Source organism: Rhizobium sp. BE258, from assembly GCF_031457345.1.
In the GTDB taxonomy this organism is placed as follows: Bacteria; Pseudomonadota; Alphaproteobacteria; order Rhizobiales; family Rhizobiaceae; genus Rhizobium.
On sequence record NZ_JAVDWL010000017.1, the window covers coordinates 1 to 1,077 of the forward strand.

The 1,077-nt window shown below is 60.3% G+C and carries 1 protein-coding gene; it reads right to left on the reverse strand.

Annotated elements, in window-relative coordinates; translation table 11 throughout:
• Positions 1-24: 24 nt before the first annotated feature.
• Positions 25-1,077: ISNCY family transposase (locus J2X43_RS31005; protein ID WP_310301518.1), on the reverse strand; the 1,053-nt coding region annotated here is incomplete at its 5' end.

Sequence of the window (1,077 nt, forward strand, 5' to 3'; positions counted from 1 at the left end):
CTTCGGCTTTAGCTTTGAGACGCCTCACTCAGCAGCCTGCTGCCGCGACAGTGCTTTCTTTCGCCGAGCAATCACCGCCGGATCGTTCACAAAATCCTTCCGCCGGCCCGGCCCGCGAGCACGTTTGACATAGCCATTCTTGTCGCTGTTGCTCTTCACCGTCGGCTTGTCCTGCTGTTCCTGGCGCTCCTTGATATAGGCAAGAACATCACCCAACCGCTTGTTCTCGGTGATCGCCGCATGCGTCACCCGCTGATCCTTGTCGAACACGGTGTAGGGCAGGGAATATCCCTTCCAACGCACCTCCAGCCGACCGTCCGCATAAGCATAGGTCTCGACATAGCGACCCACCAGACCGCGCGTCACCTCGGTCTCCTCCAGCATGATCCGCTGGCGCTCGAACGAAAACGTCAGCTGCGATCCGACATAACGCTGCTCGCGCTTGCACAGGATCTCCGTCAACCGATCCGGCGCCAGATTCAGTGGCCGGTGCAGGTTGTCCGGGCGGGCAGGGACGATTGCAAATCGCGCATTGTAGTCCTCCATGAAGCCCGGCAAGAACGCATTGCCAGCCTCCATGGTGTCGATGCCAGAAAGCCTGAGCTCCTTGACCAACCGGTCCTGCAGCGTCCGGTTCATGCGCTCGACCCGACCCTTGGCCTGGCTCGAATTTGCACAAAGAATCTCGATGTTTAGCTCGCAGAGCGCACGCCCGAACTGGGTCATGCCCTGGCCACCCCTGGCTTCCTTCTTCGCCACCCGAAACACCGAATGCTTGTCGGAATAAAAGGCGACGGGAGCACCATGCGCCTGCAGATAGAGCTTGAGCGCCTCAAAGTAAGTAAAGGCACTTTCCGAGCGTACAAAGCGCAATTGCATCAACCTGCCGGTCGCATCATCGACAAACACCAGTAGCGAGCAAGGCGGTCCGCGATCCTCGAACCAGCGATGCTCCGACCCGTCGATCTGCACCAGCTCGCCATAGGCTTCGCGCCGCAGCCGCGGCTGATGAAACGTCCGCCGCTGCTTGCGCGACAGCCAGAGGCCGGCATCCGCCATCCAGTTGCGCACCGTCTC